The sequence below is a fragment of the Fictibacillus sp. b24 genome, from assembly GCF_030348825.1.
Taxonomy (GTDB): Bacteria; Bacillota; Bacilli; order Bacillales; family Fictibacillaceae; genus Fictibacillus.
Genome location: NZ_JAUCES010000005.1, coordinates 1,730,280 through 1,757,094 on the forward strand (window position 1 = coordinate 1,730,280; position 26,815 = coordinate 1,757,094).

28 protein-coding genes are annotated in these 26,815 nt (G+C 40.1%); 27 read left to right on the forward strand and 1 reads right to left on the reverse strand.

The window, feature by feature from the left end; translation table 11 throughout:
• The first annotated feature begins 130 nt into the window (after nucleotides 1-130).
• From QUF49_RS08965 to QUF49_RS08995, 7 genes are all read left to right on the forward strand, one after another.
• A complete protein-coding gene (locus QUF49_RS08965) occupies nucleotides 131-595 on the forward strand; it encodes a YpiF family protein (RefSeq protein ID WP_289495323.1) in 465 nt (154 codons plus the stop codon).
• 119 nt (nucleotides 596-714) lie between these two features.
• The gene (locus tag QUF49_RS08970) at nucleotides 715-1,218 is read left to right on the forward strand and encodes a ubiquinol-cytochrome c reductase iron-sulfur subunit (protein ID WP_289495324.1); all 504 of its coding nucleotides are present in this window, start codon (nucleotides 715-717) and stop codon (nucleotides 1,216-1,218) included.
• A gap of 3 nt (nucleotides 1,219-1,221) precedes the next feature.
• A complete protein-coding gene (gene qcrB, locus QUF49_RS08975; RefSeq protein WP_066241815.1) occupies nucleotides 1,222-1,893 on the forward strand; it encodes a menaquinol-cytochrome c reductase cytochrome b subunit in 672 nt (223 codons plus the stop codon).
• A 48-nt stretch (nucleotides 1,894-1,941) separates the two neighbouring features.
• A complete protein-coding gene (locus QUF49_RS08980) occupies nucleotides 1,942-2,709 on the forward strand; it encodes a menaquinol-cytochrome c reductase cytochrome b/c subunit (protein ID WP_289495325.1) in 768 nt (255 codons plus the stop codon).
• Nucleotides 2,710-2,770: 61 nt separating this feature from the next.
• On the forward strand, nucleotides 2,771-3,337 hold the full coding sequence (locus QUF49_RS08985; protein WP_289495326.1) for a DUF1405 domain-containing protein: 567 nt from the start codon (nucleotides 2,771-2,773) through the stop codon (nucleotides 3,335-3,337).
• 85 nt (nucleotides 3,338-3,422) lie between these two features.
• The gene (locus QUF49_RS08990; RefSeq protein WP_289495327.1) at nucleotides 3,423-4,214 is read left to right on the forward strand and encodes a sporulation protein YpjB; all 792 of its coding nucleotides are present in this window, start codon (nucleotides 3,423-3,425) and stop codon (nucleotides 4,212-4,214) included.
• Nucleotides 4,215-4,298: 84 nt separating this feature from the next.
• Nucleotides 4,299-4,979, forward strand: a complete 681-nt coding sequence (locus QUF49_RS08995; protein ID WP_289495328.1) for a zinc metallopeptidase — start codon at nucleotides 4,299-4,301, stop codon at nucleotides 4,977-4,979.
• Nucleotides 4,980-5,024: 45 nt separating this feature from the next.
• Here QUF49_RS08995 and QUF49_RS09000 read toward each other — a convergent pair whose 3' ends face one another.
• On the reverse strand, nucleotides 5,025-5,897 hold the full coding sequence (locus QUF49_RS09000; RefSeq protein ID WP_289495329.1) for a YitT family protein: 873 nt from the start codon (nucleotides 5,895-5,897) through the stop codon (nucleotides 5,025-5,027).
• Between the two features lie 142 nt (nucleotides 5,898-6,039).
• On the opposite strand from QUF49_RS09000, the gene QUF49_RS09005 reads away from it, so the two are divergent.
• From QUF49_RS09005 to nth, 20 genes are all read left to right on the forward strand, one after another.
• Entirely contained in the window at nucleotides 6,040-6,381 is a 342-nt protein-coding gene (locus tag QUF49_RS09005; RefSeq protein WP_289495330.1) for a nucleotide pyrophosphohydrolase, read from the forward strand.
• The gene (dapB, locus tag QUF49_RS09010; RefSeq protein WP_289495331.1) at nucleotides 6,378-7,181 is read left to right on the forward strand and encodes a 4-hydroxy-tetrahydrodipicolinate reductase; all 804 of its coding nucleotides are present in this window, start codon (nucleotides 6,378-6,380) and stop codon (nucleotides 7,179-7,181) included. The genes QUF49_RS09005 and dapB overlap by 4 nt, the downstream gene beginning before the upstream one ends.
• Nucleotides 7,182-7,192: 11 nt before the next feature.
• Entirely contained in the window at nucleotides 7,193-7,609 is a 417-nt protein-coding gene (gene mgsA / locus QUF49_RS09015; protein WP_289495332.1) for a methylglyoxal synthase, read from the forward strand.
• The gene (bshB1, locus tag QUF49_RS09020; RefSeq protein ID WP_289495333.1) at nucleotides 7,606-8,298 is read left to right on the forward strand and encodes a bacillithiol biosynthesis deacetylase BshB1; all 693 of its coding nucleotides are present in this window, start codon (nucleotides 7,606-7,608) and stop codon (nucleotides 8,296-8,298) included. The genes mgsA and bshB1 overlap by 4 nt, the downstream gene beginning before the upstream one ends.
• 10 nt (nucleotides 8,299-8,308) lie before the next feature.
• On the forward strand, nucleotides 8,309-9,448 hold the full coding sequence (gene bshA / locus QUF49_RS09025) for an N-acetyl-alpha-D-glucosaminyl L-malate synthase BshA (protein ID WP_289495334.1): 1,140 nt from the start codon (nucleotides 8,309-8,311) through the stop codon (nucleotides 9,446-9,448).
• Nucleotides 9,445-10,626 (forward strand): CCA tRNA nucleotidyltransferase, encoded by a 1,182-nt coding sequence (locus QUF49_RS09030; RefSeq protein ID WP_289495335.1) that lies wholly within the window; start codon nucleotides 9,445-9,447, stop codon nucleotides 10,624-10,626. The genes bshA and QUF49_RS09030 overlap by 4 nt, the downstream gene beginning before the upstream one ends.
• Nucleotides 10,614-11,600 carry a biotin--[acetyl-CoA-carboxylase] ligase gene (locus QUF49_RS09035; RefSeq protein WP_289495336.1) on the forward strand — a complete coding sequence of 329 codons (987 nt, stop codon included), beginning with the start codon at nucleotides 10,614-10,616 and terminating at the stop codon, nucleotides 11,598-11,600. The genes QUF49_RS09030 and QUF49_RS09035 overlap by 13 nt, the downstream gene beginning before the upstream one ends.
• 459 nt (nucleotides 11,601-12,059) lie before the next feature.
• On the forward strand, nucleotides 12,060-12,899 hold the full coding sequence (panB, locus tag QUF49_RS09040) for a 3-methyl-2-oxobutanoate hydroxymethyltransferase (protein WP_289495337.1): 840 nt from the start codon (nucleotides 12,060-12,062) through the stop codon (nucleotides 12,897-12,899).
• Nucleotides 12,896-13,780 carry a pantoate--beta-alanine ligase gene (panC, locus tag QUF49_RS09045; RefSeq protein ID WP_289495338.1) on the forward strand — a complete coding sequence of 295 codons (885 nt, stop codon included), beginning with the start codon at nucleotides 12,896-12,898 and terminating at the stop codon, nucleotides 13,778-13,780. The genes panB and panC overlap by 4 nt, the downstream gene beginning before the upstream one ends.
• Entirely contained in the window at nucleotides 13,765-14,148 is a 384-nt protein-coding gene (panD, locus tag QUF49_RS09050; protein WP_289495339.1) for an aspartate 1-decarboxylase, read from the forward strand. Before panC ends, panD begins: the two co-directional genes overlap by 16 nt.
• 40 nt (nucleotides 14,149-14,188) lie before the next feature.
• Nucleotides 14,189-16,996 (forward strand): ATP-dependent DNA helicase DinG, encoded by a 2,808-nt coding sequence (gene dinG / locus QUF49_RS09055; protein WP_289495340.1) that lies wholly within the window; start codon nucleotides 14,189-14,191, stop codon nucleotides 16,994-16,996.
• A 202-nt stretch (nucleotides 16,997-17,198) separates the two neighbouring features.
• Entirely contained in the window at nucleotides 17,199-17,639 is a 441-nt protein-coding gene (locus QUF49_RS09060) for a YybH family protein (protein ID WP_289495341.1), read from the forward strand.
• Between the two features lie 114 nt (nucleotides 17,640-17,753).
• Nucleotides 17,754-18,281 (forward strand): AAA family ATPase, encoded by a 528-nt coding sequence (locus QUF49_RS09065; protein WP_289495342.1) that lies wholly within the window; start codon nucleotides 17,754-17,756, stop codon nucleotides 18,279-18,281.
• A gap of 348 nt (nucleotides 18,282-18,629) precedes the next feature.
• Entirely contained in the window at nucleotides 18,630-21,158 is a 2,529-nt protein-coding gene (locus QUF49_RS09070; RefSeq protein ID WP_289495343.1) for a cyanophycinase, read from the forward strand.
• Between the two features lie 527 nt (nucleotides 21,159-21,685).
• A complete protein-coding gene (locus tag QUF49_RS09075) occupies nucleotides 21,686-21,856 on the forward strand; it encodes a YpmA family protein (RefSeq protein ID WP_082820684.1) in 171 nt (56 codons plus the stop codon).
• Nucleotides 21,857-21,868: 12 nt separating this feature from the next.
• Complete coding sequence (locus QUF49_RS09080) at nucleotides 21,869-22,354, forward strand: DUF5590 domain-containing protein (protein WP_289495344.1); 486 nt, start codon at nucleotides 21,869-21,871, stop codon at nucleotides 22,352-22,354.
• Between the two features lie 24 nt (nucleotides 22,355-22,378).
• Nucleotides 22,379-23,563, forward strand: a complete 1,185-nt coding sequence (locus tag QUF49_RS09085; protein WP_289495345.1) for a pyridoxal phosphate-dependent aminotransferase — start codon at nucleotides 22,379-22,381, stop codon at nucleotides 23,561-23,563.
• Between the two features lie 75 nt (nucleotides 23,564-23,638).
• Nucleotides 23,639-24,931: an asparagine--tRNA ligase gene (asnS, locus tag QUF49_RS09090; protein ID WP_289495346.1), complete on the forward strand. Its 1,293-nt coding sequence runs from the start codon at nucleotides 23,639-23,641 to the stop codon at nucleotides 24,929-24,931.
• Between the two features lie 318 nt (nucleotides 24,932-25,249).
• On the forward strand, nucleotides 25,250-25,963 hold the full coding sequence (locus tag QUF49_RS09095) for a DnaD domain-containing protein (RefSeq protein WP_289495347.1): 714 nt from the start codon (nucleotides 25,250-25,252) through the stop codon (nucleotides 25,961-25,963).
• Nucleotides 25,964-26,016: 53 nt separating this feature from the next.
• Nucleotides 26,017-26,688, forward strand: a complete 672-nt coding sequence (gene nth / locus QUF49_RS09100) for an endonuclease III (RefSeq protein ID WP_289495348.1) — start codon at nucleotides 26,017-26,019, stop codon at nucleotides 26,686-26,688.
• Nucleotides 26,689-26,815: the final 127 nt, after the last annotated feature.

Below are 26,815 nucleotides of genomic sequence, written 5' to 3' on the forward strand. Positions count from 1 at the left end.
GACACCTAGACACATCTAGAGTTTACCGTCTCCTCTTTATCCACCACAATTTTAAAAACCAATCCGCTTATGATTTAAGAAATATGGTACGATAAAAGCAGTACATACCAAGTAAGGAGAACTTCAAAACATGAAATGGAAAACGAAAGACGCAGATGTATTCTTAAAGTCTGGGGAGTATGTGGACTCTCTCTTAATCCCATTAACGCCTGTAAGTTTTACACAAGATTTCAAGTCTAGTGTAACGATGGCGGAGTATACAGAACTTCTTTGCGGAGAAATGGAACGCCAGCTGCACGGCAGATTATTTTTAGCGCCTAATTTTACTTATGTAAAGAGTGAGCCGGCTATAGAAAGATTAACAAGTTTTATAGAACATGTTACAAATTCCGGACACTTTAAGCACATCTTTTTGATGACCTCGGACGTATATTGGAAGGAATTCGAACAGCGTTTAAGTGGACAACTTTTTTGGGTGCCGGCTCTGCCGCTTGATAACATGGATGAAAACTATAAGCTTGAAGTTGTAAAAGAACAGGTAAAACCTTTATTTCAGCTTATTTTTAACGATTGGCAAAGAAGTATAAATTCGTAATATTTACCACATGTCATATTGACATTAAAAGACAACATAAGCTATCATGTTTATGTCCTAGTAATATGTGTGTAAAAGTCCGGATGGACCGTCATTTACAGCATAAGGGGGGGAAAACAATGTCAAAGGAAGATATTTCAAGACGTCAGTTCTTAAACTACACATTAACTGGCGTTGGCGGATTTATGGCTGCCGGCATGCTTATGCCAATGGTCCGTTTCGCCCTTGATCCGATTTTAAAAGAGGGTTCAGATCAAGAAATGGTAGCGGTTACGAGCGTTGAAGAACTAGCGAACGAACCAAAGCGTTTCGATTTTAAAATCAAACAAAAAGATGGCTGGTACGAGTCTGATGTAACTCAATCTGCCTGGGTTTATAAAGCGAAGAATGGTGATATCATAGCACTTTCTCCGATCTGTAAACATCTAGGTTGTACGGTAGACTGGAATACAGATCCATCGCACCCTAACCAATTCTTCTGTCCTTGCCACTTAGGCCGTTATACAAAGGATGGAACGAACGTTAAGGGTACGGCACCTCTTGCACCGCTGGATGTATATGACAGCCAGGTGAAAGATGGAAAGCTTTATTTAGGAAAGGCAAAACCAAGAAAGGGGGCGTAATGAATGCTACAAAAGATTTATGACTGGGTAGATGAGCGCCTGGATATTACGCCGCTTTGGAGAGATGTTGCAGACCATGAAGTACCTGAACACGTAAACCCCGCACATCATTTTTCTGCGTTTGTTTACTGTTTTGGTGGACTAACCTTCTTCATCACGGTTATCCAAATTCTTTCAGGTATGTTCTTAACCATGTACTATGTGCCTGATATCGTGAATGCTTGGGAATCCGTATATTACCTGCAAAATGAAGTGGCATTTGGAGTTATCGTACGCGGAATGCACCATTGGGGCGCAAGCCTTGTTATCGTAATGATGTTTCTACATACATTGCGCGTATTTTTCCAGGGAGCTTATAAAAAGCCAAGAGAGTTAAACTGGGTTGTTGGAGTACTTATTTTCTTTGTTATGTTAGGTTTAGGTTTCACAGGTTATCTATTGCCTTGGGATATGAAAGCGCTATTCGCAACTAAAGTAGGTATCGAGATTGCTATGACGATTCCTGTAGTTGGTCCTATCGCTAAAACATTCCTTGCCGGCGGAGAGATTATCGGAGCACAGACGCTTACGCGATTCTTTGCGATTCACGTATTCTTCCTTCCTGCAGCATTGTTAGGTCTAATGGGTGCCCACTTCTTAATGATCCGTAAACAAGGTATTTCCGGACCGTTGTAAAAACAAACATAAGATTTAAAGTTTCATAAGAGCAAAGGAGGGAAATATATGCATCGCGGTAAAGGAATGAAGTTTGTCGGTGACTCTCGTGTCCCTGCTGAGCGCAAGCCGAATATCCCTAAAGACTATTCGGAGTTTCCAGGGAAAACGGAAGCGTTCTGGCCAAACTTTCTTTTAAAAGAATGGATGGTAGGAGCTGTATTCTTGATTGGATACCTTGTACTGACAATCGTCCATGAATCTCCGTTGGAGAAAAAAGCAGATCCTACCGATGCTGGATATATTCCTCTACCAGACTGGTACTTCCTATTTTTATACCAGCTTCTGAAGTACAAGTATGCGGCAGGGGATTATGTTCTTATCGGTACTGTTATCATACCGGGTCTTGCATTTGGTGCGTTAATGTTGGCGCCATTCCTGGATACAGGTTTAGAGCGACGACCTTCTAAACGTCCGATCGCAACAGGATTAATGTTACTAGGTTTGATTTCTGTTACATATTTAACATGGGAATCCGTTGTGACACACGATTGGGAGAAAGCAAAGACTCAAGGTAAGATTGTCGATGTAAGTTTTGATGAAAACGATCCTGGATATAAGATTTACCAACAGCAGAGCTGTGTAGGCTGTCACGGTAACACCTTATCAGGCGGAGCATCTGGACCATCATTGATTGGAACAGGATTAAAGCCAGAAGAAATCATGAAAATCGCAAAAGAAGGTAAGCCACCAGGCATGCCGCCTAATGCGTTTAAAGGTTCTGATGATGAGCTGAAACAATTAGCTGAATTCATCTCCAAACTAGAACAGAAGTAACAGTTAGAAGCCGGCTCGGTATGGGTCGGCTTTTTTTCTGAAAAGAAAAGGAGTTATGTTCATGTCATGGATACGAACAATCATTATGGAACGTTGGTTTTTAATCACTCTTCTATGGATCAACATTTTTGGCACGATCTATGGATACTATTGGTATCTTTATCAGCTTCAAGAAACTCCTTGGTATTTTTTGCCGTTCGTTCCTGATAGCCCGACAGCTTCATTGTTTTTTGTATTTGTAATCATCGGTTTTTTAACAAAGATACAACAAGGATGGATAGAGGCGCTCGCTGTAGCGACACTATTTAAATACGGTATTTGGGCAGTAGGCATGAATCTTGGAGGAGCATTTGTCGGAACACCATTGGATTTCGTTAACTACATGCTTATATTTTCTCATTTAGGTATGGCGGTTCAGGGTCTTTTATATGCACCTTTTTACAAAATCAAAGGATGGCACATTGTACTTGCTGCATTCGTACTGTTTCATAACGAGATTATCGATTACGTATTTGATATGATGCCAAGGTACCCCGTCCTTTCTCCGTATCAAAATACAATCGGTTACTTAACATTTTGGCTTTCTGCGCTTTCTGTATTTATTTTATGGAAAATAAGAAGACCTTAGCGGGTGTTCTTAATTCATCGAATATAGGTCTAACCTTGTCCCAGCTCTCATACGTTTTAGTATAAGGGTACAGGAGGGACAAAGGATGAGAAGGTTAGGATGGGCATTTATGGTTCTTTGTATGGTTTTTGGACTTTCTATGCCAGCATTTGCATCAAATCATACAGAAGTAAAAGAGTGGTCTGAAATTAATGAGCTAACGAGTGAGATCTGGGAGCTTGGTAAAATAGAACGATATGAAGAAGCGGCAAACGTCTTAAAGTTTACTACAGAAAACATTGTGCACATAGAAGATGTCGTATCCTTACGGCCAGAACAGCAGCGTATTGTTCAAAATACTTTGGCTGATGCCCTATCATCTCTTCAAAATCCTGAGTGGTCCAAAGAGAAAAAATTAAACAAACTAACTGAGGTTAGATTATTAGTAGACGCCCTTCAGACGAGTTATGAGCCATTGTGGAAAAAAACTGGACTGATGATGCTTGAACCATTTATTACGATGGAAAAAGGGGTCAGCGAAGATGATTCTGTTGCGTTTCATCAGGCAGCCAATCTACTGCTAGAACGCTATGAAACGGTAAGACCGGCGTTAATGGTCGATTTGTCTGCTGAAGAAGTGGAACTGCTTGATGAACACGTTTCTTATGTTGACGCTAACCGTAATCATATAATGACAGACACGGCACATCAGAAAAAGCTTGAAACGGCAGCTGCCGATTTTGAAGCGCTATTCTTTGCTAAAAAGGATAATTCCGAGCCTTCGTTATTTTGGCTTATATTCTCGATTGGTGGAATAATTTCTTCAACATTAATTTACGTAGGATGGAGAAAATATAAGGGTGATCAAGAAGATTTGCGCGTTCCAGATAAACGCTGATTTCATGCGTATTCTTTGACAAACAATGAGCTGAAAACGTAAAATATAATTAACAAAAGCTTTTTATATGGAGGAATGCCAACAATGGGTGGATTCTTAATCTACTTCGCAATTTTGCTTATTGTTCCTATCTGGGCACAGATGAGAGTGAAAAGCACGTACAAGAAATATTCGAAAGTTGGAAACAGCACTGGGAAAACGGGTGCTGAAGTTGCAAGAGAGATTTTAGATCAAAATGGACTTTACAGCGTTCAGGTTGAACCTGTTAGAGGAATGCTTTCCGATCATTACGATCCTCGCAGTAAAGTAGTTCGATTATCTGAAGACAACTATTACGGAAGTTCGATTGCAGGTGCCGCTGTTGCAGCCCATGAAGTAGGGCATGCGATTCAAGATGCAGAAGGGTATGCGTTCTTAAGATTCAGACATGCCTTAGTTCCTGTTGCAAATATTGGTTCGAACTTTTCGTTTTTCTTAATACTCGGTGGTATGCTGTTAAGTTCAATGAACATGTTTCTTCTAGGGATCATTTTCATGTCAGTAGCAGTTCTGTTCCAATTCGTAACATTGCCTGTAGAATTTAATGCAAGCTCACGCGCGATGGACCAAATCGTCTCAACCGGATTAATTCGTAATAACGAAGAGCGCGGCGCACGTAAAGTGTTAAACGCTGCTGCATTAACTTATGTTGCAGGTGCTCTAGTAGCGTTACTGGAACTAGCACGTTTCATCTTCATGTTCTTAGGGATGAACCAAGACGACTAATTTTATGAAACAGTAAAGCTCCCGATTAAGTATCGGGAGCTTTTTTTATCTGCCTATCGGATTTTTATCAGCATCGAGCGTGAAACCTTCGCCGATTACTTCATGTACATCATTAACCGTAACGAAAGCATGTGGATCAACACGCTCAATAACCTGCTTGATGCGAACGATTTCATTCTTAGCGATTACGCAGTACAGCACTTCACGGATATTGCCAGTAAAGGAACCTTTTCCGTTTAAGATGGTTGCACCACGGTCTAACTCTTTGATGATATCTGCTGCGATTTCCGTATTTTTGTCTGAGAAGATCATGACCGCTTTACCAGCATAAGCTCCTTCTTGCATAAAATCAATCACGCGTGCACCGATAAATACAGCAACTAGTGTGTACATCGCTTCTTTGTAATCTAAGTAAACAAGGGAGATCGCGATAACTACGAAGTCAAAGATAAACATCGTCTTACCCATGCTCCAGCCTAAGAACTTATGACCAAGCCTTGCGATAATATCAACTCCGCCTGTCGTACCACCGAATCTAAAAATGATACCCAGGCCGACTCCGATAAATACACCTGCGAAAAGAGCAGCAAGCGTCATATCTTCTTTAAGATCAATGGTTACGAAGGTGAAACGCTGGAAGATAAATAAAAATACAGATACGGCAACCGTTCCGATAACCGTGTAGATAAAAGCATTCTTTCCGAGCAGTCTCCATCCCACAAAAAATAATGGAATGTTTAATGCAAGGTTAGAATATGAGGGGTCAATAGAAAATAGAAAATAAAGTATAAGAGTGATCCCAGTGAAACCGCCTTCTGCTAAGTTGTTCGCCATGTTAAAATGGACAATTCCAAACGAGAAGATAGCAGATCCAAACAGGATAAAAAGAATATTTTTTAGTTTGATTGGATATTTCATATAATGCCTACTTTCCTTATAAATACGACGTTAGTTTACAATCATGCCTTCCTATTATAATCAAAATTTCATGAAATTTGTCAAACAGAAAAATTACCGATAACATAAAGAAGAATAATATAGAATGAGGAGTGTCAACATCATGGCCAACCGTACCTTAAAAGAGAGTCAGGACGTTGTAGATCAATACATATCACAATTTAAAGAGGGCTATTTCAGTCCGTTAGCAATGCTTGCAAGATTAACAGAAGAATTGGGTGAGCTTGCTCGTGAAGTGAATCATCATTATGGTGAGAAACCAAAAAAATCCACAGAAGATAGTAAGACCGTTGAAGAAGAACTCGGCGATATGTTCTTTGTTTTAATTTGTCTTGCAAATTCATTAAATATAGATTTAGACGAAGCGCTGAATACGGTAATGAAGAAATTTGAAACGCGCGATAAAGACAGATGGACACGAAAAGAAGGAGAGAAAGATTCATGAAAAAAATTAAAATTATTTTAGCTGGACCACGCGGGAAAATGGGACAAGAAGCATTAAAGATGATCGAGGAAACGCCTCAATTTGAACTAGTGGCAGCTGTAGACTCAAAAAATGATGGATTACAAGTAAAAGACTTATCAGGAGCTCCTGGGTCAATGGATGCTCCGGTTTATGATGATATGGAAAACTGTATACAAGCTATAGAGGCAGATGTAGTTGTAGATTTAACACGCCCGGACATCGGGAAGAAGCACCTTGAGCTGGCATTAAACCATGGAGTTCGTACAGTAATTGGAACAACTGGTTTTACAAACGATGATCTAGAACGTTTAACGAAGCTGGCTGAAGAAAAGAGTACGGGTGCCATAATCGCTCCAAACTTTGCGATTGGAGCGATTCTGATGATGAAGTTCTCTAAAGAAGCAGCAAAGTATCTGCCAGATATCGAGATCATTGAGAAGCATCATGATCAAAAGCTGGACGCCCCTTCAGGAACAGCCTTAAAAACAGCACAGCTTATTACTGAAGTACGTGACGAAAAAAGACAAGGTCATCCTGATGAAAAAGAAGATCTGGAAGGTGCACGAGGCGCTGAACTAGAAGGAATTAGGATTCATAGTGTAAGATTGCCAGGTCTAGTTGCACACCAAGAAGTCATTTTCGGGGGTGTTGGGCAAGTATTGACGATACGCCATGATTCGATAAACAGAACCTCTTTTATGCCTGGAGTCAGACTGGCTGTTGAAAGTGTAATGAACATAGAAGGCCTCGTATATGGCCTTGAAAATATTATGGAATAAGAGGGGATACTATGAAAATAGCTCTTATTGCACACGATAAGAAGAAAAACGATATGATTAATTTTACCGTCGCTTATGCACCAATCTTAAAAGATCATACTTTGTTTGCAACAGGAACGACAGGCTCTAAGATTCAGGAAGCGACAGGACTCGATATTAAAAGGTTTCAATCAGGTCCATTAGGTGGGGATCAGCAGATCGGTGCATTAATTGCTGAAAATGATCTGGATCTTGTTCTCTTTTTTAGAGATCCGCTTACAGCACAGCCGCATGAACCAGATGTATCAGCATTAATGCGTTTATGTGATGTATATCAAATTCCACTAGCGACAAACGTTGCATCTGCAGAACTTTTTATTCGTTCGCTCGAACGTGGAGATCTTGACTGGCGAAAAATTATAGATGAAAGAGAGTCAGAGAAAAAATGAACGTTGAAACCTGGCTTGCTTTTGGCGCACATGCTGATGACGTAGAAATCGGTATGGGAGCTACGATCAAGCAAGAAACAAAAAGAGGCCGTGAAGTAGTGATCTGTGATTTAACAGAAGCAGAACTATCATCCAATGGCACAGTTCATATCCGGAAAAAAGAAGCAAAAGAAGCAGCTGAACTTTTAGGTGTAACAAAAAGAAGGAACTTGCAGTTACCAGACCGCGGGCTTTATTTGCAGCATGATTATATTTTAAAACTGGTCTCTGTGATTCGCGAGCATAAACCTCAATATGTTTTTGCGCCGTATTGGATCGATCGTCATCCGGATCATGGAAACTGTGCTCGTCTTGTGAAGGAAGCTGTCTTTTCTGCTGGAATCAAAAATGTTAAAGATCCTGGAAATTTGCCAGCTCATAAAGTGAGTAATATCTTTTACTATTTAATTAATAGCACGGAAAAACCGCACCTGTTCGTAGATGTGAGCTCTTCGTATTCTTCCAAGATTGATGCGTTAAAAGCATATCCATCTCAGTTTATTAAAACAGCAGACAGCGTAGATACTCCGCTTACGAACGGGTATATCGAACGAGTGGAAAACCGTGACAAGCTCTTTGGAATTGAAGCTGGTGCATTTTATGCAGAAGGCTTCATACCAGAACAAACTTATGTAACCAACAATTTATAAGGAGTAAGCCATGACGTTAAAAATAGGCATCACTTGCTATCCGACTGTAGGCGGATCTGGAGTGGTTGCGACTGAACTAGGAAAACTTTTAGCAGAAAAAGGGCATGAAATTCATTTTATTACGTCAAGTATTCCTTTTCGATTAGGTAAATTTTATCCGAACGTCTTCTTTCATGAGGTGGAAGTAAATCATTATTCTGTGTTTAAATATCCTCCTTATGACCTTGCGCTTGCGAGCAAGATGGCAGAAGTGGCGAAAAGAGAAAAGCTTGATTTGCTTCATGTTCATTATGCTGTTCCGCATGCGGTTTGTGCCGTATTAGCTAAACAGATGCTGAACGATAAAATCAAAATTGTCACAACCCTTCATGGAACAGATATAACGGTACTCGGATATGATCCATCTCTTAGTGAGATGATTAAGTTCGGTATCGAGAAGTCGGATGTTGTAACATCTGTTTCTCACCAATTAAAAGCAGATACGTTAGAGCTGCTTAACATCAATAAAGATATTATTCCTGTACATAACTTCGTAGATGAAAGAGTTTATTACAGAAGAAACAACGATTCTGAATTAAGAAAAACATACGGAATCAGTGAAAACGAGAAAGTGATCGTCCATATTTCGAACTTCAGAAAAGTTAAAAGAATTGAAGATGTGATTAAATCGTTTGCATTGATTCGAAAACAGCTTTCGTCAAAACTTCTGTTGATCGGCAACGGTCCCGAACTAACAACTGCCTGTGAGCTGGTCCGAGAGCTGAATATAGAAGATGACGTCTTGTTTTTAGGTAAACAAGAAAATGTAGGAGAATTGTTCTCCATTTGTGACCTGAAACTTCTTTTATCAGAAAAAGAAAGCTTTGGACTCGTACTGCTTGAAGCGATGGCTTGTGGTGTACCTGTTATCGGGACAAGTATCGGCGGTATCCCTGAAGTAATCGTTGATGGTGAAACAGGATATATGGTGAAAGTAGGAGACCCAGACATGGTAGCAGAAAAAGCCGTTGCGCTCTTACAGGACAAAGAAAAGCTGAACCTTTTTAGAGAAAATTCGGTAAGACATGTAAAAGAGAACTTTTTATCTGACAGGATCGTCTCGATCTATGAAGACATCTATTATTCTTTAGTAGAGGATCGCTCCGTATGAACGAAATGTTTCATGAAGCTTTGCCTGTTTTAAAGAAAATAGAAGAAGCAGGGTTTAAAGCTTATTTTGTCGGCGGATGTGTGCGTGATTTTTGTTTAGAGCGGCCAATCAAAGATATTGATATTGCAACGAGCGCAAGACCTGAAGAGATTCAAAGAATTTTCCCAAAGACCATTCCAGTGGGAATAGAGCATGGAACCGTTATTGTCAGACATAATCATGTGTCTTATGAGATAACGACTTTCAGGAAAGAAGACAAATACGAAGACTATCGAAGACCTTCGAAAGTATGGTTTGTTGATGATCTGCAAGAAGATCTCTCTAGAAGAGATTTTACGTTTAATGCGATGGCGATGGATACGTCATTTCACTTGATTGATCACTTTGGGGGAAGAGATGATCTTAAGTTCGGACAGATCCGTACAGTTGGAAATCCTCATCTGAGATTCTCAGAGGATCCGCTCCGCCTTATGAGAGCATGCCGTTTTATGAGTGTGTACGACATGAAGATAGAAACGGAAACAAAGAAGGCAATCGAAAAAAAAGCCCCTTTGCTTAAAAAAATTTCAACCGAACGTATTTCCATTGAGTTCATCAAACTGCTTCAAGGAGTGCAGGCGGGTCAAGCACTTGAGTTTATGAAACAAAGTGCTGTAATGGAATACCTGCCTTATCCATTGAAGGAAAAAAAGATTGATGGCTACTTAGGGTTAGAGTGGACCTTGCTTCATACCGAGGATCAACGTTGGGCTGCCATCATCCTTTTATCACAAGTTCGTGATTCACGAGAATTCTTGAAAAGGTGGAAGCTTCCAAACACCACGATCAATAAAGTTCAAGAGCTTTTATCTGCTTTTGAGGTGAGAACGTGGAGTAAGATCGATTTGTATCGAACGGGGCTTTCTACGGCATTAGAGAGTATGACGTTAAAGAGTACGATAGAAAAGGTCCCTTACGAACAGGAAAAGCAAGATCTTAGAAAACTAGCTAGTGAGATTCCGATCACATCTAGAAAAGATCTACCGATAGACGGTGAAGAGATACTGAAAATCAAACAAAAAGCACCAGGTGTCTGGTTAGGCAAGCTCCTGCACGAGATGGAAGAAAAAATCGTTAAGGGAGATCTTAGCCTATCAGAATCTGTGCTTAAGGATTGGGTAAAAAGGTGGGAGCCATAATGAAAGAAGCATTATTGCATATGCTTTCAGAAAACGAAGGAGAGTTTGTATCTGGTCAAGAGATCAGTAATAAACTCAGCTGTTCCAGAACGGCAATATGGAAGCACATATCAGAACTTCGTAAAAGCGGTTATACGATAGAAGCGGTACAAAAGAGGGGATACCGATTGGTTACTTCACCAAACCTAGTTACCGCAGAAGAAGTTTCATTATATACGGGCAACGGAACGTTCGGAAAGAAAATCACGTACAAATCCTCTGTCAAAAGTACGCAAGAGATCGCTCACAGTCTAGCAAGAGAAGGAGCAGCTGAAGGAAGCATCGTGCTTGCGGATGAACAAACAGGTGGAAGAGGAAGATTAGGAAGAGCTTGGCAGTCTCCAGCTGGGACTGGTGTGTGGATGAGCTTGATTCTAAAACCTAACATTCCTCTTCAAAAAGCGCCGCAGCTCACTTTGCTGATCGCGGTAGCAGCTTCAAAGGCGATCGAGAAAGTTACGGGTCTTGAAGCGGCTATCAAATGGCCGAACGACATTTTAATCAATGGCAAAAAGACTGCAGGCATCTTAACAGAGCTTCAGGCAGAAGCGGATTCCATCCATTCGGTTATCGTAGGAATCGGGATGAACGTCAATCAGGAAAGTAAGCATTTTTCTGATGAAATCGCTCAAATTGCAACAAGTCTTTCGATTGAAGGCGGACAAACGTACAAGCGAGCGGAAATAATCGGTGTTCTTCTGCAAGAGATTGAGATGTTATATCATCAATATCTTGAAAAAGGATTTGGTGTGATCAAGCTGTTATGGGAAGCAAGAGCATTCAGCTTAGGCAAGCGGATTACGGCGAGGTCTGTATCAGGCTCTATAACAGGATATGCAAAAGGAATTACAGAAGAAGGTGTACTGCTTTTAGAAGATGATATGGGTCAGGTACACTCGATCTATTCAGCAGACATTGAAATTCCTTCTCCTTAAGATAAGTACGTGATAAAATAAAATCGTAGGCGGTATCCGTGTGGAACTGCACTAAGTTTGTCTAGTTTTACCCACAAATACTATATCTGCCTAGATCCAAAATCAGGACCGGGACAGAGGGAGCAAACAACAAAAGTCTAGGATGTTTTCCTATGCCTTCTTCCTCTTTGGAAAGAAGGTTTTTTGCACTTCTGGCCCTGTTTATTAAAGGTTTTTTTCTCAGGCTGTTCTTGTAGGTGGTTGATTTCCGTTCCAGGCGCTCGCTTTCCGCGGGGCGGGCGGTGAGCCTCCTAGCGCGTTGCGCTTTTAGGAGTCTCACCTGTCCCACTCGTCCCGTCTCGCACCTTGCACTTCAATCAACTTGACGATGATGAGAAAGAACAAAAGACAAAAAAGCAACAACTTGCTAGAGGATAGTCTTCAGAAAAAAACCTAAACAAAAAACAGGGAGGCTAAACTATGAAAACGACGAAAAGCTTTCTCAAAATGAAAAGAGACGGCGAAAAAATTACGATGGTAACCGCTTATGATTATCCGACGGCTGTTATCTGTGAAAAAGCGGAGATGGATCTTCTGTTGGTTGGAGATTCTCTTGGCATGGTCGTATTGGGCTATGAATCCACGATTCCCGTTACGATGGAAGATATGATTCATCATACAAAAGCGGTAAAACGCGGTGCACCGAACACCTTTATCGTTACGGATATGCCTTTTATGACCTATCATGGTTCGATCGATGACACACTGAACAACGCACGACGGATGCTGCAAGAGAGCGGTGCATCGGCTGTTAAAGTTGAAGGCGGCAAACAGATCGTTCAGACGGTTGAACGGCTGACAGATGCAGGAGTTCCTGTAATGGGACATCTAGGTCTCACACCGCAGATGGTCGGTGTGATGGGTGGTTATGGTGTTCAAGCAAAAGAGGAAAAAGAAGCTGAGAGACTTATAGAAGAAAGTCTTTTGCTCGAAAAAGCAGGGGCTTTTGCCATCGTATTAGAGTGTGTTCCTCAGCAGCTTGCCGAGATTGTAACAAAAAAACTTTCCATTCCTGTAATCGGCATCGGTGCAGGTAAACATACAGACGGGCAAGTACTCGTCTATCACGATATGATCGGCTACGGGTTTCACCACGTGCCAAAGTTTGTGAAGACCTATGCTAACGTGAAAGATGTAATGGTCGAAGGACTATTAAAATATAAAGATGAAGTAAAAGTAGGTCAGTTTCCAGAAGAAAACCACAGTTTTAATATGAAATCAGAAACGCTCGACTCATTGTACGGAGGAGTTAAATCATGAAGTTAATCAACAGCATCAAAGACATACAGACTTTTATTTCAGAAGAAAAAAAGTCGGGCAAAACAGTAGGATTCGTGCCTACGATGGGTTATTTGCATGACGGCCATCTTTCGCTCATGAAACAAGCGAAAAAAGAGTCTGATGTAATCGTAGTCAGCATCTTTGTGAACCCGCTTCAATTCGGGCCGAACGAAGACTTTGACAGATATCCGCGTGATCTTGAGCGAGATAAACAGCTTGCATTAGAAGCTGGTGCGGACGTACTTTTCTTTCCAGACACGAATGAGATGTATCCTGATGAGCCAGTCGTTACGGTTTCCGTAAATAAAAGAGTAGATGCCCTTTGTGGAGAGAGCCGAGTAGGTCATTTCGACGGAGTGGCCACAGTACTCACCAAACTTTTTCATATCGTTTCACCTGATTTTGCTTATTTTGGACTGAAAGATGCTCAGCAGGTTGCGGTCGTTCAAGGACTTGTAGATGACTTCAACTTTCCTGTGAAAATTATAGGCTGTGAGACGAAGAGAGAGTCAGACGGCCTTGCGATGAGTTCAAGAAACGTGTACTTAACGGAAGCTGAAAGAAGAGAAGCTTGCCATCTAAATCAATCACTGCTAAAAGCGAAGAACTGGCTATTGGAAGGTGATAGTGGTGAGGCCGAACAAAAAATGATAAAATACTTGGAGGAACATACGAGCGGTTTTGTTGAATATGGCAAAATTCTATCGTATCCTGAACTTCTTCCTCCAACACCAGATTCAAAAAAATTGATCATTGCGGTCGCTGTTAAATTCAGCAAAGCACGTTTGATCGATAATGTCATCATAGACAACATTTTAACGAGACAAGAAAGTGGGGAAGAAACATGTTCCGTACGTTAATGAAAGCTAAAATCCACCGTGCAACGGTAACTGAATCTAACTTAAACTATGTTGGCAGCATCACGATTGATGAAGATATTTTAGATGCTGTTGATATGATTCCGAACGAAAAAGTGCAGATTGTTAATAATAATAATGGTGCACGTTTTGAAACTTATATTATCCCTGGAAAACGAGGTTCTGGTGTGATGTGTCTGAATGGCGCTGCAGCACGTCTCGTCCAAGAAGGGGATGTTGTTATTGTTATCTCTTACGGAATGTATGATGAAACCGAAGCAAGACATCATGTACCGAAAGTTGCGATTATGGATAAAAATAATCGAGTACATGAGATGCTCGGAGTTGAACCTGAGGCTACTATTTATTAATTCGTTATAAACGAGCCACAGGGGAATGAGGTGAAAGGCTATGACACGGCGATATGTCGTTATCGATTTTGAAACAACAGGAAATTCAGCAGCAAAAGGAGACCGAATTATTCAAATTGGTGCGGTCGCCGTTGAGGAAGGGCAGATAACGGACAGATTTTCGACGTTCATCCAGCCAGGAGTTCCCATCCCCCCATTTATTGAACAATTGACGGGCATCAACGATGAAATGGTAAAAGATGCCCCGTTGTTTGAAGAAGTGGCACCAAAGCTCCTTCAGATGTTAGAAGGAGCTTATTTTGTTGCTCATAATGTTATGTTTGATTATTCATTTCTGCAAGGTGAGCTAGACCGTTCTGGTTATTCCAGATTATCCATGCCGCTGATCGACACAGTCGAGATGTCGAGGCTCCTTCTGTTAGGAGCAGACGGTTATCAGCTCGGCATGCTTGCTGACTATCTCGGGTTAGAACATGTTAACCCTCACCAAGCAGACAGTGATGCAGAGGTGACGGCAAGACTTCTCATTCATCTTTTAGAAAAGCTTGAAAACTTGCCTTTAGCAACGCTCGAGCGGCTCAATCCCTTTTTAAAGAAGCTGCAAAGTTCTTTAGAAAGTATTGTTGGAGATATGATCGCTGAAAAGTCCGCTTTTTTGGCAGATGAAGAGACATATGATTTCTACCGTAAACTTGCACTAAAGAGAAAATCAGATGCCGTTCAATTGGTAGATGGTGATTTTAAAGAGTTTAAAGACGAGGAAGTGCAGGATCAGCTTCAGCAGCATATGCAGCATTATGAAGTTCGGAAAAGTCAGCAAAGAATGGTTGAACTAGTCGACGAAGCGCTTCATACGAGTCAGCATCTTGTCATTGAAGCAGGAACGGGTGTTGGTAAATCGTTAGGCTATCTTATTCCAGGTATCCGTTATGCTAAGGAAAAAGACCGCCCGCTTGTCGTTTCCACACATACTGTTCAGCTGCAGCAGCAGCTTTTAGAGCGAGATGTTCCGCTTTTAAAAAGGATCATGCCATTTGATTTTACAGCAACACTTCTTAAGGGAAGGAACCATTATCTATGTTTAAGAAAATTTGAACATACCTTAATGGACAACCATGATGATAACTATGATATGAACTTTACAAAAGCACAGTTGATCATCTGGCTTACTGAAACTGAAACAGGTGATGTTGAAGAGCTTTCGATGGCATCTGGAGGCAAGCTGTTTTGGAACACGGTCAAAAGTGATGCCAATTCGTGCTTGAACCACCGATGTCCTTGGTTCTCAAGATGTTATTATCATAAGCAGCGCAGAGCGGCTCATGAATCAGATCTTGTGATAACGAACCATGCTTTGCTGTTTACTGATTTAAAATCGGATAATCAGCTGCTGCCCGCTTATAAAGAAGTAGTGTTAGATGAAGCACATCACGTTGAAGAAGTCGTAAGTGATCATTTTGGGAAGGAAACGGATTATTTTTCATTCGTTAAGCTGCTTGACAGACTTTCACAAACGGATGGGGACGGAATGATGAACACGTTCAGAGAGATCTGTGACTTGCTTGAAATTCCAAAGTATGAGCATCACCTTGCGAACTGGGATACTCTGTTTTCAGACATAAAAAATGAACTGGACGAAATCTTTAAGCAGATCAAATCCATTTGCTTAAGAAAAGCGAAATCTTCTCGAGCTACAGAGTTAACGAGACTTACTCTTCGATATACAAAAGAAGATATTGAAACAGCGATCTGGGAACCTGTTTTAGAGATGGAAGAGAGAGCTCGTCAGTTTATTGCGGATCTTGTAAAGCCGGTGAAACGAGTATTAAAAAGTCTTGATCAATACGAAGACCATTTAACAGTGCAACAAAAAGGGTTTTTAGTGGATCTTGAAGGTATACTTAACGACCTGCAAGACGAGATGACAAATCTGCACCACCTATTGTCTTGTCCGCTTTCAGAAGAAGTTTATTGGATGGAAGCTGAATCTAAAGGACCGAGACATGCAGTCACCCTCTTTGCAAAACCAGTAGAGATCGACCAGATTTTAGCTGATAAATTCTTTGGCAAGAAAAGTTCAGTTGTACTGACTTCTGCAACGATGAGTGTTAAGAACAGTTTTCGCTATTTGTCTGAAAGACTCGGACTTCTGGACTTTGGTCCAATAAGCGCTCAGCTGCCTTCACCTTTTCAGTATGAACAACAAGCTAAACTGATGGTGCCAACAGACATTCCGCTCATAAATGAAGTTGATCAAAAAACGTTTGTTTCTAAGATCTCATCATCTCTCTATGAGATCGCAAAAGTGACAAAGGGTCGTATGCTCGTACTTTTTACTTCTTATGAGATGTTAAAAGAGACGCATGCAGCATTTAAGAACATGATGGGTTCTGAAGAGTTCGTTCTGATCGCACAAGGTGTTGACTCTGGCAGCCGTGCAAGGTTAACAAAGAATTTTCAGCGTTTTGATAACAGCATTCTGTTTGGAACGAACAGTTTTTGGGAAGGAATCGACATCCCAGGTGATGATTTATCCTGTCTCGTAATCATCAGACTGCCGTTTACTCCGCCCGATCAGCCCGTGATGGCCGCAAAAAGTGAGAAGCTAAAAGCAGAAGGCGGTAATCCCTTCTACGATTTATCGCTTCCACAGGCGATCATCCGCTTCAAACAAGGCTTTGGCCGATTAGTTAGAAGCAGCCGTGATAAAGGAGCCGTTTTCGTTTTTGATCGAAGAATAATAGAGACGAGATATGGAAAGTCGTTTGTTCAATCACTGCCAAAGCTTCCGGTTTCGATTAAGCCAATCGATGAACTCGTTTCAGAATTAGATGAATGGATGGAATAAATCGGTTCTTGAACGCTTGTTAAGATTACAAAATAGAAAATAGTAATGCAAACAGCCACCTAGTTCCTTTTGAATTAGATGGCTGTTTTGTTGATTCCATAAGATTTTTTATACTCTTATTCGTAGCAGAGTTGAAGAAGGAAAAAAGGTTTGAATATGGAAATAATAAAGTAACTTAACTTTTTATAAAGGAGATGACTTTATGAAGATTTGTATTAGTACAGTTCAGGATGTACTTGAAAATTACAGAAGTGCCGTTTATGAAAAAGATGTTGAAAAATTTCTATCTATCTATGCTTCTGATGTACATATATATGATTGCTGGGGTAACTGGGAGTGTAAGGGTATTTCTTTATGGAGAGAAAATGTAATGAAGTGGTTTAATGGATTGAGTGAAGACAAAGATTTACTAAAAGTAGATTTTAAGGATTTAACTATTGAGGAAAATACTAATGTAGCTTTTGTTTATTGTGCTGTCACATTCGCTGCGTACAGTGAAAAATCAGGAGAGAAACTTCGTCAAATAACAAACCGTTTTACATTTGGCTTAAAAAAAGTAAATGAGTCTTGGTATATAACACACGAACATTCATCATTGCCAATAGATATGAATACTGGAAAAGGGATGTTTAACCTAAAATAAATCGGTAATAGGAAAAATATGTAAAACGATTTCAGACAGAGATCTCTGTGGCTTATAATCCACAAACAGATGCAGCAGGGAGTGTATATGTTATACCTATCAGGGGGTATCTATATGTTTGAAAAGTTTAACTTTGATCTGATATATCGTGAACGTGATAATCTAACCTCTTTAGTCGTAATGATGTGTGGAGTGGCTGGTTCTGGAAAAACAACATTCGCACAACAACTAGAAAAAGAAGGTTTTGTACGTCTTTCGATTGATGAAGAGATATGGGCAACAAATGGTCGCTATGGTATTGATTATCCACTTGAAAAGATTGAGGACTTTAAGAAGGATGCAGAAAGAAAATTGCGAAACCGATTAATAGAACTCATTCATGAAAAACAACACGTGGTGATTGACTTCAGTTTTTGGGATCGTGATAGGAGAAATCTCTATAAACAAATTATTGAAAAAGCCGGCGGTAAATGGAAGCTTGTTTATTTGAACGTACACCCTGATGACTTACGTGAGCGACTTAAGATAAGAAGCCAACGTTTTGATGCAAATTCTTTCCCGATTACAGAAGAGACTTTAATTTCCTACCTTAAAGGCTTCGAAACTCCAAAAGGTGAAGGAGAAATTGTGATTGAGAATTAGAGGATTTCTTTTTAATACATTCAATATGAATTTTACTTTTTAACGATTGGGTGCATTTCCACAATGGAAATGCACCTTTTTTTGAGGTTAAAACGATCTAAGAATATAAGAACGATGTCAATAAGAACGGCATGAAAAACAGTATATTTGGTTGTGTTTTGGATTTTTTATTAAACCTAATCATGACCAAATCAGGGTGTAATTTCTTTTGATTGTTATGGGACAAGCTGTTGCTGTTTTGGCACACAACTTGCATGTATATATTAGAATTTTCAAATAATAGGTAGCTTCCATTTTAACCAAATTTTAAAAAAGGGCTATCTAAAATAATGAAGGAGAGATGCAATTTTGAACAAAAAATGGATGGCTGCAACACTATCTCTTGCACTAGGATTAACCTTATCTACATCTTCTGTAAGCTTTGCGAAGAAAAGGGATGACATTCAAGGAAATTTAGTAATCGCTGGAGGAGCTTTAGGGAGCAGCAACAAAGCGGTTTATAACGAGTTTATTCAACTGGCTGGCGGTAAGAAAGATGCCAAGATTGGTATTATACCAGCAGCGAGCAGCTCTCTGAAATCTTCACTAAGTTTCAAAAAAGATTTGGTTTCGTATGGAGTGGATGAAGAACAGATTGAGATCGTACCTCTTGCTAATCGTGATTTTAGCGGTACACCAGAAGATGAATCCAAGTGGAGGAAGAACGCCAATAGTGACCGTATAGCAGACGGAATTGAAGACTTAAGCGCGATCTGGTTTGTTGGAGGAGATCAGCTGCGGATCACGGATACTTTAGTAAAACCGAATGGAGATCAAACGAAAGCGTTAGAAGCCATATGGAAGGTGTATCGTGAAGGAGGTGTTATCGGAGGTACGAGTGCAGGGGCAGCCATTATGAGCGATGTGATGATTACAGGTGGTGACAGCTTAGGTGCTTTAAACAATGAGTTTGTTACGAAAGATAAGGCAGGTTCTAGCGAAGAATACGAACCTGTTTATCTTGAAAAAGGTCTAGGGTTCTTTAAGTACGGAATAGTGGATCAGCATTTTGATGAACGTGCTCGCCTAGGCCGTTTAGTGATGACAGCCCTAAAAGAAAAAGCAACAGGACAGTATGCTTATGGCGTGGATGAAGATACCGCACTTGTTGTAAACAACAAAGAAAAAACAGTGAAGGTTGTCGGAAGAAGCGGGGTATCGGTAATAGATGTAAGTAAGGCTAAAGTCATCGATTCAAAAAAAGCTCATTTCAAAGACGTTTATATCAGCCATCTCGTTTCAGGTGATCAACAAAATGTATCAACAAAAGAATTTATTGTGAGTGACCATAAAGATGTAACGAACGGATATGAATATTACGAATTTAAACCCCTCGACGCGACAGGCGTGTTTACTTCTTACGGCAGGTTAAAAGAATACATTGCTTATTCATTGGTCGATAATGCAACAACGAATGCTGTAAAGAGTTATTTATATGATTCTGCTGGTGATGGTTTTCAGGTTGTGTTTAGAAAAACAGAGAATACAAAGGGCTATTGGGGCTATAAAGACGGACAAAAAGACGATTATTCGTTTACAAACGTCGCATTTGATGTAGAACCTAAAAAGGTGAGTTTTACAGAAAATAAGAATGCCTTCTCAGCATACAAGCCTTCAGAGTTTATTGCACCCGTTATTGACCGTTCACAGCCAGTCAAAGGAAAACTTTTGATTGCTGGTGGATCTTTAGGCAGTTCAAACGCTGATGTTTATGAGAAATTTATCAATCTTGCGAAACAAAAAGAGGATTCAAGAGTTGGAATTATTCCTGCCGCAAGTTCAAGCTTAGCATCTTCAAAAACCTTCAAAGAAGATCTCGTTCGTTATGGAATGCATGCAGAGCATATAGAAATTCTGCCGCTCTCCATCACAAATGACAAAAAAACACCTGAAGATGAGTCCAAATGGGCAGACCTAAATAAAAACAGTGAAGCACTTGCTCAAAAAATAGAGCAGTTAGATGCGGTGTGGTTTGTAGGTGGAGATCAAACCAAAATTACAGCTTCGTTATTGAACGAGGACGGTAGCAATTCTAAAGCGTTGGATGCCATCTGGGAGACGTATAGAAATGGAGCTGTCCTTGGCGGCACGAGTGCCGGAGCTGCGATCATGAGTGATGTTATGATTGCCGGGGGTGGAAGTTACGATACACTTGCAGCAGGGTTTACAGAAACGTATGACGGAATGCTGCAGCAAGAAGGCGGGCCTGGTTATTTGGAACGAGGACTTGGTTTCTTTGAGTATGGTATTGTGGATCAGCACTTTGATAACAAAGCGCGTCTTGGCCGATTGATTGCGGTCTCTGATGAAAAAGGCGATCCTGGTAAACTTTCATATGGCATTGATGAGGATACAGCTCTAGTCGTATACAACGAAGAGAAAAAAGCAGAAGTTGTAGGCAGGGGTGGGGTAACTTTAGTTGATCTATCCAAACAGGTAAAAAGTCCAGACCTTGGTCAGAGTCAGTTTAAGAATATTAAGCTATCGTGGATCAATCAAGGCGATGAGCTCGATCTTGCAACAAAGAAAATATCAATTAACGATAGCAAAGACAGCACAACAGGCTATGAGTATTATGATCATAAAGTACCGCCTCATTCAGGTGTCTTGAGTGCTCACGGCGTGTTAAACAAGTTCATCTCTTACAATCTAGTAGATAATGCTGGAGCGGAGAGTGTAAAAAGTTACAGTTTCAATGACGGTAAAGGATTTGAGTTGAACTTTAGAAAAACGGCTGAAACAGAGGGCTATTGGGGATATACGGACGGTCAGAAAGATGATTATTCTTTTATAAATGTATCTTTGGATATAACCCCTGTAAACGTAAAAATAGATTAATTGAATCATGTAATTACCTTTCAAACCGATCAGACAAAAATCTGGTCGGTTTGATCGTGTTTAGAGCTTAGAAAATTGAATATGTTTGTTGTTGTTTTCAGGTGTAGGAGTATATTCAGTTCGAACTTTGTCGAAATTTATCAACTCGCCGATATACGAGCAAAACTCGCCGGATTATTGTTAAATCTCGCTGAATTAAGCTCGATATTTCTAGAATTAATTATGTAATATCTTGGATTAATAGCTTAAATACCCAGATGGGTATAACGTAAGAGTAGTTTATGAACAAAAAAAAGGCTGCCTCCAAATTTAAAAAACAAATCTAGCTTTTTTTTAATCTTTTGTATGTATTTTTATTACGTTTTTCATCAAACTTTGAACGAAATTTGAAAATACATCCATCTTTATCACAACAGCTTTAAACAAAGACATTTTCCGTCCTTTTCACGGATTCTAAAGTACCACTTTCATAGAATTTCTGCTATAGTAAACAGGGATAAGATTGTAATGTATGAGGAGGAAGAACCGTGGAAAGTAAAATTGAAGTTCTTTCGACGCTAAAAGTAGACAAGTCCAGTGATTTGTACAAAGTAGTATCTGAACTGAACAAAACATTAAAGCACCAAGATTTGATGTTTGGTCTCGCGTTAGATGACGAAAATAAAAATAAGATGATTTTTACGATCTATCGCACATAGGAAGGCTTAAATATGGGAAAAAAGTGGATACTTGTTATTATTGGAATCCTTCTCTTAGCAAGCTGGCAAGCCTATTATCTTTATAATGGCGTGCAAGCCAAGCCTGCAAAGAAAGAAGCAGAAGCTGTTGATATCGCAAAAAGAGAAAAAAATCTTGTCTCGATTACAAATGTGGAACACTTTTTTAAGAATGAAACTTATTATGTAGTAGAAGGCAAGAACGAAAACGGCACAGATATGGTCGTTTGGGTCGGAAAAGATAAAGAAGTTACTTCCGAGATCGCAAAAAAAGGGTTATCAGAGAAACAAATTCTTGATTTTGTAAAAACAAACTATGATGCAAAGGAAATTATCGACAGCCGTTTAGGTATGGAAGATGGTATTCCATTGTGGGAAGTTGTTTATTATGATGATCAAGGTCGCTACACCTATTATTATGGATATTTTGAAACGGGAAAACGTTACGAAATCTATCGTCTTAAAGAAGCTGAGCAATAATAAAAAGTGGAGGGATTTAGTAGTATGAAACTTGCAAAACGTGTGGAGGCATTAACTCCTTCAACAACTCTGGCAATCACAGCAAAGGCAAACCAATTAAAATCAGAAGGGCACGATGTAATCGCACTTGGGGCTGGTGAACCCGACTTTAATACACCAATACATATTATTGAAGCTGCATATGAGTCTATGAAAGAAGGGCACACGAAATATACCGCTTCTGGCGGACTTCTTTCTCTGAAGAAAGCAATCGCAAACAAACTAAAGCAAGATCAGGGATTAACGTATGAGCCTTCTGAGATCATCGTAAGTACAGGAGCAAAACATTCGTTGTACTCTTTATTCCAAGCCATTTTAGATGAAGGTGACGAGGTGATCATCCCGATTCCTTATTGGGTGAGCTACCCTGAACAAGTTAAGTTGGCTGATGGGACACCTGTTTATCTTGAAGGTAAAGAAGAGAACCAGTTTAAGATCACGGCAGAAGATCTGAAAAAAGTGATCACAAATCAAACAAAAGCATTAGTACTAAATTCTCCAAGCAACCCGACAGGATCTCTTTATTCAGCGGAAGAGCTGCGTGAGATCGGTCAAGTGTGTCTAGAGAACGATATCTTGATCGTTTCTGATGAAATCTATGAAAAACTCGTATACGGCGGAGTGAAGCATACATCAATCGCAGAGCTTTCACCTGAACTGAAAAAACAAACCATCATCATCAACGGTCTATCTAAATCCCATGCGATGACCGGATGGAGAATCGGTTTTGCTGCAGGGGATTCCAAAATCATTAGAGCAATGACGAACTTAGACAGTCATAGTACATCGAACCCGACGACAACGTCTCAACATGGTGCACTTGCTGCTTATAACGGCACTCAGGAACCTGTTGAAGAAATGCGTCAAGCTTTTGAAGAGCGTATGAACAAAGTGTACGATCGTTTGGTCACCATTCCTGGGATCACGTGTGTAAAACCGAACGGTGCATTCTATCTGTTCCCAAATGCTACAGAAGCGGTCAAAATGACAGGGTTCTCTTCAGTGGATGAATGGGTAGAAGCTCTTTTAGAAGAAGAAAAAGTGGCCCTCGTTCCAGGATCAGGATTTGGTGCTCCTGACAACGTGAGACTTTCTTATGCGACAAGTCTTGAAACGATCATGGAAGCGTTAGACCGAATCGAGCGTTTTATTAAATCAAACCGCAAGTAATGATTGATTTTTAGAAAATTCTCATTCATAATTTTTTGGTAGATATTGATATTTAGTACAGTGGAGGTACATGTAGTGAAAACGACTATAAAAAAGCTAAATGAACATGTGGGTAAAACCGTTACGATAGGAGCGTGGCTCTCAAATAAGCGTTCTTCTGGTAAGATCGCCTTCTTACAGCTCCGCGATGGATCCGGATTTGTTCAAGGTGTTGTCGTAAAGAGTGAAGTTGGTGAAGAGATCTTTGCAAAAGCAAAAGGACTTACTCAAGAATCCAGCCTTTACGTTACAGGAACCGTTAAAGAGGACGAGCGATCTGCACTTGGTGTGGAACTTGAAGTAACAGATGTTGAAGTGCTTCATCAAGCTGTTGACTATCCGATCACACCGAAAGAACACGGAACAGAATTTTTGATGGACCACCGTCATCTTTGGATCCGTTCTAAGCGTCAGCACGCAATCTTAAAGATCCGTAACGAGATCATCCACGCTGTGAACGAATTCTTCTACAACAATGACTTTGTAAAAGTAGATCCTCCGATTTTAACTGGAAGCTCTGCTGAAGGAACAACATCACTGTTCCACACAAAATACTTTGAAGAAGATGCTTATCTTTCACAAAGTGGACAACTTTACATGGAAGCGGCAGCCATGGCACTTGGAAAAGTATATTCATTTGGTCCGACATTCCGTGCAGAGAAATCAAAAACTCGCCGTCACTTGATCGAATTCTGGATGATCGAGCCTGAGATGGCTTTCGTTGAACACGAAGAATCTCTTGAGATTCAAGAACAGTTCATCTCACATATCGTTCAATCAGTGATCAAACGCTGTGAAAACGAACTGAAGACACTTGGACGCGATATCTCTAAACTAGAAAATGTTAAAGCTCCTTTCCCTCGTGTTTCATATGACGACGCAATTAAGATGTTAAAGGAAAAAGGCTTTGATGATATTGATTGGGGAGACGACTTCGGTGCGCCTCACGAAACAGCGATCGCTGAGAGCTTCGACAAGCCGGTATTCATCACGAATTATCCAAAAGACATTAAAGCGTTCTACATGAAGCCAGACCCGAACCGTGACGATGTTGTATTGTGTGCAGATCTGATCGCTCCTGAAGGATACGGAGAAATAATCGGTGGAAGTCAGCGTATTGATGACCTTGCACTTATGGAACAGCGTTATGAAGAGCACGGATTAACTGACGATGCATACAAATGGTATCTAGAACTTAGAAAATACGGAAGCGTTCCTCATTCAGGATTCGGTCTTGGATTAGAGCGTACGGTAGCTTGGATCTCAGGAGCGGAGCATGTTCGTGAAACGATTCCATTCCCGCGTCTATTGAACCGTCTATATCCTTGATTTAAAAATCTCCCTTTATGGGAGATTTTTTTATTGTTTTTAAGAAGTGTTTTTTAGGCTGGTAAAGTCTAATTAAGTCGTTTTGAAGATGAATTAAGTCATTTTCGTTGTCAATTAAGTCTTAAAAAAAAAAATTAAGTTTAAATCGTATCTAATTAAGTCTTAACCACAACAATAAAGGCGATTCTGCAAATTTCGACATCATCACCAACAACTGCTCGTGAACTACATACCTACTTTTTCTCAACATTCAACAGTATAGTCAAAATAAAAAAAGCTAGTTTTATATGCTATAATAGAAATAGAGGTGTTTTAAAAATGAACGGTACATTATTTGAACGATGGATGGCTGAAGGGTCGATCAGTATTCCTAACATGCTTTTAAAAACATACAAACAGATCGGTTTATCTGATAACGAATGCATGTTGTTTATACAGCTTCATGTTTTTATAGAATCAGGAAACTATTTTCCGACGCCAGTCGAGCTGTCTGAACGAATGTCAGCATCCAGTAACGATGTGTCTTCCATGCTGCGTTCGTTGATCGGTAGAGGCGTTCTCGGTATGGATCAATACGAAGATAAAGAAAAAGGCGTCTATTTTGAAGCCTACACCCTGCAGCCTTTATGGAACAGACTTCTTCAAAGTTTAAAAGAAGAAGAGCAGATCCAAAAAGAGATTCATAAGGAAAACCAAGAACAGAATGTTTTTGTACTATTTGAAAAAGAATTTGGACGTCCATTATCTCCTATGGAGCTTGAAACCCTGAAAATTTGGATGGATGAAGATCAGCAATCGCCACAATTGATTCTTTCAGCACTTAAAGAGTCCGTTCTATCAGGAAAGCTAAACTTCAGATATATCGACCGTATTTTGTTCGAGTGGAAGAAAAACGGAATAAAAAGTCCAGAAGCTGCAAAGATGTATGGTGAAAAGTTCAGAGTCAGACAGCTGCAGCGAACAGGTCAACAAGATCAGCCTCGAAAAGACTCTGGGCTAAAAAGACCCGCATACAATTGGTTGGAATCTTAAAACATGAAAAGGCCTTTTAGGTCTTTCTTTTTATAATAGGAGGTAAAAGCTTCGTGTTAAACAAAGCACAGATTCAATTTTGTTTAGAACAGATAGAGGACATGTTTCCAGATGCTCACTGTGAGCTGAATCACTCAAATCCGTTCGAGTTAACAATCGCTGTACTTCTGTCTGCTCAATGTACAGATGCACTTGTAAATAAAGTTACGCCGAAACTATTTGCGAAATATAAAACACCACAGGATTATCTGAACGTATCTTTAGAAGAGCTGCAAGATGATATCCGGTCGATCGGACTATATCGAAATAAAGCGAAGAACATCCAAAAACTGAGCGAACTTGTTTTAACTGAATACGGCGGTGAAATCCCGAAAGATCGTGATGAACTGACGAAACTTCCTGGTGTAGGAAGAAAAACGGCAAACGTTGTTGTATCTGTAGCATACGGCGTACCTGCAATTGCTGTTGATACTCATGTTGAGCGTGTATCAAAAAGGCTTGGAATCTGCAAATTGAAGGATTCTGTACTCCAGGTCGAAGAAACACTTATGAAGAAGATTCCAAAATCCCTTTGGGGTGCCACTCATCACCGATTAATTTTCTTTGGCAGATACCATTGCAAAGCCCAAAACCCGAACTGTCCGGAATGTCCGCTACTTTCGATATGCCGTGAAGGCAAGAAGCGGATGAACCAAAAAGAGAAGAAAAAGCTGACTCAAAAATGACATCATGTCTTTTTGAGTCTTTTTATGTAAGCAGACGAAATGGATGGACAATCAACTTGGAATACGTTGTTTTAAAGAGTTACAATACATTTAGATAAGGGATAGATAAACTCTTTTTAGTTTGCAG